Annotated in this window: 7 protein-coding genes; 3 read left to right on the plus strand and 4 right to left on the minus strand. The window is 65.3% G+C overall.

Features of this window, described 5'->3' with window-relative positions:
• The coding region (locus EN879_RS40095) for a hypothetical protein (protein ID WP_245466064.1) at positions 1-186 on the minus strand (186 nt) is incomplete at its 3' end.
• Between EN879_RS40095 and mltG the strand changes: the two genes are divergently transcribed.
• The 3 genes from mltG (at position 185) to gmk (ending at position 3001) form a co-directional block, all read left to right on the plus strand.
• Complete coding sequence (gene mltG / locus EN879_RS22090; RefSeq protein WP_244514283.1) at positions 185-1294, plus strand: endolytic transglycosylase MltG; 1110 nt, start codon at positions 185-187, stop codon at positions 1292-1294. The two genes, EN879_RS40095 and mltG, sit on opposite strands and share 2 nt — an antisense overlap.
• A 156-nt stretch (positions 1295-1450) precedes the next feature.
• Positions 1451-2341 (plus strand): YicC/YloC family endoribonuclease, encoded by an 891-nt coding sequence (locus tag EN879_RS22095; protein ID WP_013532513.1) that lies wholly within the window; start codon positions 1451-1453, stop codon positions 2339-2341.
• A 3-nt stretch (positions 2342-2344) separates the two neighbouring features.
• Positions 2345-3001, plus strand: a complete 657-nt coding sequence (gene gmk, locus EN879_RS22100; protein ID WP_013532512.1) for a guanylate kinase — start codon at positions 2345-2347, stop codon at positions 2999-3001.
• A gap of 48 nt (positions 3002-3049) precedes the next feature.
• On the opposite strand, the gene rsmA is transcribed toward gmk, so the two are convergent.
• From rsmA to EN879_RS22115, 3 genes are all read right to left on the minus strand, one after another.
• Positions 3050-3889 (minus strand): 16S rRNA (adenine(1518)-N(6)/adenine(1519)-N(6))-dimethyltransferase RsmA, encoded by an 840-nt coding sequence (rsmA, locus tag EN879_RS22105; protein ID WP_013532511.1) that lies wholly within the window; start codon positions 3887-3889, stop codon positions 3050-3052.
• Between the two features lie 10 nt (positions 3890-3899).
• Positions 3900-4928, minus strand: coding sequence for a 4-hydroxythreonine-4-phosphate dehydrogenase PdxA (pdxA, locus tag EN879_RS22110; RefSeq protein ID WP_013532510.1), 1029 nt, complete (start codon positions 4926-4928; stop codon positions 3900-3902).
• Between the two features lies 1 nt (position 4929).
• The coding region (locus EN879_RS22115) for a peptidylprolyl isomerase (protein WP_164774510.1) at positions 4930-5773 on the minus strand (844 nt) is incomplete at its 5' end.

A 5773-nucleotide genomic window follows, 5' to 3' on the forward strand; every position in this document is an offset into this window, starting at 1 on the left:
TCGTTGGGCGATCAAACGGTAGGGCGAAATGAACACAAATCCGGCAGGCAACGGAGAATTCGGGCAACGGCCGGCAACATCCGGACCGATCGTGCCGAAAACGGCCAGCGAGGCGTTGCGGCCAGAGGCCGGCACGCCGCCGCCGAAGCGCTCGCGTGCGTCACGCAGCCAGGTCGTCGTGTTCATGAACTTCGTCATCTCCTCGGTGATGCTGGTGGTTCTGGCGGCCGGCGTCGCGGTCTATTTCGGCAAGCAGGAATTCACCGAGCCCGGACCCTCCGCTAATGGCGATACCTTCCTGGTCAAGCCGAACACCGGCGTCCAGGATATCGCCGACCAGCTCGAACGCCGCGGACTGATCAGTGATGCCCGGGTATTCCGCCTTGGCGTGCGCGCCTTCGGCAATGATTCGGCGCTGAAAGCCGGCGAGTACGAGATCAAGCCCAGGGCTTCCATGCGCGATATCATGGAGCTTCTGAAGAGCGGCAAGTCGGTGATGTATTCGCTGACCATCCCTGAAGGACTGACTGTCGACCAGGCATTGCAGCGCATCGCCAAGGAGACTGCCTTGAGCGGCGACATGCCGGCAACCACGCCGCCGGAGGGCAGCCTCGCCACCGACACGCTGCGCTTCACGCGCGGCGCGACACGCCAGCAGATGGTCGACAAGCTGCTTGCGGATCAGAAGAAGCTGGTTGACGATGTCTGGCAGCGGCGCGCGCCGGACCTGCCGCTGGCCAACGTCGAGGAGTTCGTCACGCTGGCTTCGATTGTCGAGAAAGAGACGGGCAAGGGTGACGAGCGTTCACGGGTTGCCGCCGTCTTCCTGAACCGGCTTGCCAAGGGCATGCGCCTGCAATCCGATCCGACCATCATCTACGGGCTGTTCGGCGGCAAGGGAAAGCCGGCGGACCGGCCGATCTACCAGTCGGATATCCAGAAACAGACCCCCTACAACACCTATGTGATCAACGGCTTGCCGCCGACGCCGATCGCCAATCCGGGTCGTGCAGCGCTGGAGGCGGTGGCCAATCCGTCGAAGACCGACGACCTCTATTTCGTCGCCGACGGCACCGGTGGGCACGTCTTTGCCGCGACGCTGGACGAGCACAACGAGAATGTCGCCCGCTATCGCGCTCTGCAGAAGAAGCAGGCGGATGACGTCGCCAAAGCCGCCAAGACGACCGGCGGCGGCGACAGCGATGCCGTCAAGCCGGCGGACGGTGGGCCGGCCGACAGTGGGCCTGCTGACGGTGCCGACGACAGCGGCGGTGACGCGGGCGCTGCCCAGTAGAATGAAGAAAGGCGTTGCCCGACAGGCGACGCCCTGACATTTGCAAGAGCGCCGCGCGTCCGATTTCGACGCGCCTGCGGCGCAGTCATTTTCAAGCCGCACTTGCTCTGTCCGGAAAGCCGGTTCGGGGCAATGTGCCAGGGACGTGTGGGCGATATGAATTTGCAGAGCATGACCGGTTTTGCACGTGCCGTCGCCGAGCACGAAGGCACTTCGATCGCCTGGGAGGTCAAGTCCGTCAACGGCAAGAGCGTCGAAGTACGGCTGCGGCTGCCGCAAGGCTTCGAGCGGTTGGAACCGGCTGTCCGGCAGATACTTCAGAAACGTTTTGCACGCGGCAATTTTCAGGCGACGCTGACCATCGGCCGTGCCGTCGGCGCGCAGGCGCAGCCGGTCGTCAACGAAGCCTTCCTGAAGGACCTGGCCGGGCTCGCCAAGCGGCTGCAGGAGCAGTTCGGCGTTGCTGCGGCGACCTCGGATGGACTGCTGTCGCTGCGCGGCGTGCTCGACATTCCCGAAACTGTCGAAACCGAGGAGGCGAGGGCCGCGCTCGATGCCGCGATCATGGCCGCGCTCGAAGTGGCCTTGAACGGGCTTGAACAGGCACGGCAGGGCGAAGGGGCCGCGCTGGCTTTGCTGCTGTCGGGTCATATCGACACAATCGAGGCGCTGACGCTGCGGGCAGAAGTGGATCCATCCCGCGAGACCGCGGTGATCCGGGAACGCATCGCCGAGCAGGTCAGGCTGCTGATGGACGCTTCCGCCAATTTGGATGCCACCCGACTGCACATGGAGGCCGCGTTCCTGGCCACCAAGGCCGATATTCGCGAAGAGATCGACCGGCTGAAAACGCATGTCGCATCCGGCCGGGCACTGCTGGTGGGCGGCGGCGCGGTCGGTCGCAAGCTCGATTTTCTGGCACAGGAATTTAACCGCGAATCGAATACGCTGTGTTCCAAGTCGAATGCCGCCGCCATCACCGCGATCGGGCTGGACCTGAAGGCGGTGGTCGACCAGTTTCGTGAACAGATCCAGAATCTGGAGTAGCCGATGGTTGCCAAGGATTTGGGGTCCCGCATTCGCCGCCGGGGCCTGATGCTCGTCCTGTCGTCGCCGTCCGGCGCCGGCAAGTCGACGATCGCGCGCAATCTTCTGGAAAGCGATTCCAGCCTCGAACTGTCGGTCTCGGTCACCACCAGGCCGCGCCGCGGCAGCGAGATCGAAGGCGTCCACTATCATTTCCGGACGATGCGCGAATTCGAGCGGCTTCGTGATTCAGACGCGCTGCTGGAGTGGGCCGAGGTGCATGGCAATTGCTATGCGACACCGCGCGAGCCTGCCGAACTGGCGCTGTCTGAAGGGCGCGACATGCTGTTCGACATCGACTGGCAGGGCGCCCAGCAGCTCAAGGAGAAGATGCGCGCCGACATCGTCTCGATCTTCATCCTGCCGCCATCGATGAAGGAGTTGAAGGCACGGCTGAAGCGCCGCGCCGAAGACCAGGAAGCGGTGATCGAAACGCGGTTGAAAAACGCCCGCAACGAGATCGAGCACTGGAAGGAATATGATTTCGTCATCGTCAATGACGACCTCGACCGCGCCTTCGCCGAAGTGCGCGGCATCGTCGTCGCCGAGCGGCTGAGACGCGACCGCCGGCCAGGCCTGTTCGATTTCGTCTCGGGACTGTTGGACGAGAAGACGGGTTGAGGCTGTGAAGCGCCAATCTCCCCCACGAGGGGGCAGATCGGCAGCTTCTTACACCGCGTTTGTCAACCTTACAAACTCCTCGACGCTGAGCGTCTCGGCGCGGCGTGTCGGATCGATGCCGGCGCGGTCGAGCAGGGCCTCGCCGCCGAGGCTCTTAACGCTTTGCCGCAGCATCTTGCGACGTTGGCCGAAGGCGGCTTCTGTGACGCGGCCGAGTTTCTTCACCTCGGTGGGCAGGGGCATCGGGCGCGGCACAAGATGCACCACCGAGGAGGTGACCTTTGGCGGCGGCGTGAATGCCTGTGGCGGTACGTCGAAGGCGATCCTCGCCTCCGTCCGCCAGCCGGCAAGAACCCCCAGCCGGCCATAGCTGTCGCTGCCGGCGGGAGCGACGATGCGCTCGGCCACCTCGCGCTGGAACATCAGAGTCATCGAGGTGTAGAAAGGCGGCCAGTCGCTGACCGTCAGCCAGCGCACCAGCAGCTCCGTGCCGATGTTGTAGGGCAGGTTGGCCACGATCTTGACCGGGCCGCCATTGCCGGTCGCTCGACCGGCAAGGCCCGTGAAATCCGTCTTCAGCGCATCGCCCGAAACAACCTCCAGCCGGCCGGGATAGTGGCCGGACACTTCGGCAAGAGCAGCCAGGCAACGTTCGTCGCGCTCTATGGCGATCACCTGGCGCGCTCCGTTGGCAAGCAAGGCGCGGGTCAGCCCGCCGGGACCGGGGCCGACCTCGATGACGGTTGCATCGGACAAGTCGCCGGCGGTGCGGGCGATCTTGCCGGTGAGGTTGAGGTCGAGCAGGAAATTCTGGCCGAGCGCCTTCTTCGCCTGCAGCCCATGACGCTCGATCACCTCGCGCAGCGGCGGCAGCCCGTCGATGGTCATGCCCGAGATCTCATGCGGCAACCGCCTTGGTGTTCGTGTCGGCCAGCCGCCGGGCAAGCTTCAGCGCCGCTATCAGGCTGTCGGGCCGCGCCACACCCTTGCCGGCGATGTCGAAGGCCGTGCCGTGGTCGGGCGAGGTGCGGATAAAGGGCAGGCCGAGCGTGACATTGACCGCCTCGTCGAAAGCCAGCGCCTTGGCCGGGATAAGCGCCTGGTCGTGATACATGCAAAGGGCCGCGTCGTAACCAGCCCGCGCCCGGACATGGAACAACGTGTCGGCCGGCAAAGGGCCGAAAGCGTCGATGCCTTCGGCGCGCAGGATGTCGACCGCCGGGCGCACGATCCGCTCGTCCTCGAGGCCCATGGCGCCGCCTTCGCCGGCATGTGGATTGAGCCCGGCAATCGCCAGCCGTGGCCTGGCAATGCCGAAGCGGCCGGCAAGGTCGGCAGCGGTGATGCGCGCGGTGGCGACGATCAGTTCGGTGGTCAGTGCCTTCGGCACCTCGGCCAGCGCTATGTGGATGGTGACGGGAACGGTGCGCAGGTCGGGTCCTGCCAGCATCATCACCGGCATCGCCTCGACGCCGCTGTGCCGAGCCGCCAGATGCGCCAGATATTCGGTGTGGCCGGGAAAGCGAAAGCCGGCATCGTAGAGCGGCTTCTTGGCGATGGGGCAGGTGACCACGGCCGAGGCTTCGCGGGCAAGGCAATCGGCGACGGCGCGGTCGATGGCCTCGATCGTGGCGGCCGCATTGGCCGGATCCGGCTGGCCGGGGCTGTCGATGCAGCCTGCAGCCAGCGGAACGATCGGCAAGGCGCGGGCAAAGACCTGCGCCGCTTGTGCCGGGGTGGCTTCGGCGATCGGCAGCGAGAGGCCGAGCAGGCGCGCCCGGGAGGCGATCAGCGCCGGATCGGCGAGCAGGTAGAAGGGGGGCAGGGCGGCAGCTTCACGCGCCATGAAGGCGGCGATGGCGATCTCCGGCCCAATGCCGGACGGATCGCCGGCGCTCAACGCGAGCGCAGTCACTGCGTTGCCCACGTCAGCGCTTGACGATGCGGGCTTTTGCCTTCAGCTCGTCGACATATTTCTTGCTGAGCGCGTCGGCATCCTTGTCGCCGCCGGAGCCTTCGGCCTGGAACGCCATCTGGGCAACCTTGTCGTCGGACACTTCGCGCGACGAGCAGATGCCGATGAATTCGACGCCGCGTTCGGTTTCGCGCGTGACGGTGGCACCGCCGACTTTGGTAGCTTTGATCTGCTCGGCCCAGTCCGGCGGCAGTTGCGGCGCCAGCACCCGGCCCAGATCGCGAACGGTGACGTCGATCAGGCCCTTGGCGAATTCGCGCGTCGTGTTGCAGCCGTTGAAGCGGGCGCGCATGGCGTCGGCCTCTCGCTTGCGTTTGCCCAGCGTCGCGCTGCGTTCAGCCGCCGGCACCACGAAGATGACCTGCTGCAGCATGTATTCGGTGGCGCTCGGTTTGGCGCCGCCTTTTTCGAGCATCTTCCTGACGAGATCCTGTTCGCTGACGGCGCCGGTGCCGTCGCCGGAACGGTAGCGCGCGCTCAAGGCCTGGTTCCAGGCCATCTGGGCGCGGATGAATTCCTTGAAGTGGCTCTTGGTGACGCCCGACTTCTCCATGACGCCGTCGAGCTGGCTGAGCTGCATCTTGTTGCTCGAGGCAAAGCGCTGGTACGCGGCATCGACCTGGGCGTCGCTGATGCGGATACCAAGCCGCTTGGCCTCGGCCATACGCAGCGTCTGGTCGATCATTTCCTGGCCGGCATCGCCCTTCTTGCGCTGCAGCTTCAGGAAAGCGGCGCGATGGGCGATGTCGCCGGTGGTGACAGGAATGTCGTTGACGACGTATTTGATCTCGCTGGCG

Source organism: Mesorhizobium sp. M7A.F.Ca.AU.002.02.1.1 (genome assembly GCF_003998535.1).
Classification (GTDB): domain Bacteria; phylum Pseudomonadota; class Alphaproteobacteria; order Rhizobiales; family Rhizobiaceae; genus Mesorhizobium; species Mesorhizobium ciceri.

Coding starts and splice junctions, on each gene's coding strand:
- mltG (WP_244514283.1), top strand. CDS start 185: ATGAACTTCGTCATCTCCTCGGTGATGCTGGTGGTTCTGGCGGCCGGC.
- rsmA (WP_013532511.1), bottom strand. CDS start 3,889: ATGACCATCGACGGGCTGCCGCCGCTGCGCGAGGTGATCGAGCGTCAT.
- gmk (WP_013532512.1), top strand. CDS start 2,345: ATGGTTGCCAAGGATTTGGGGTCCCGCATTCGCCGCCGGGGCCTGATG.
- EN879_RS22095 (WP_013532513.1), top strand. CDS start 1,451: ATGAATTTGCAGAGCATGACCGGTTTTGCACGTGCCGTCGCCGAGCAC.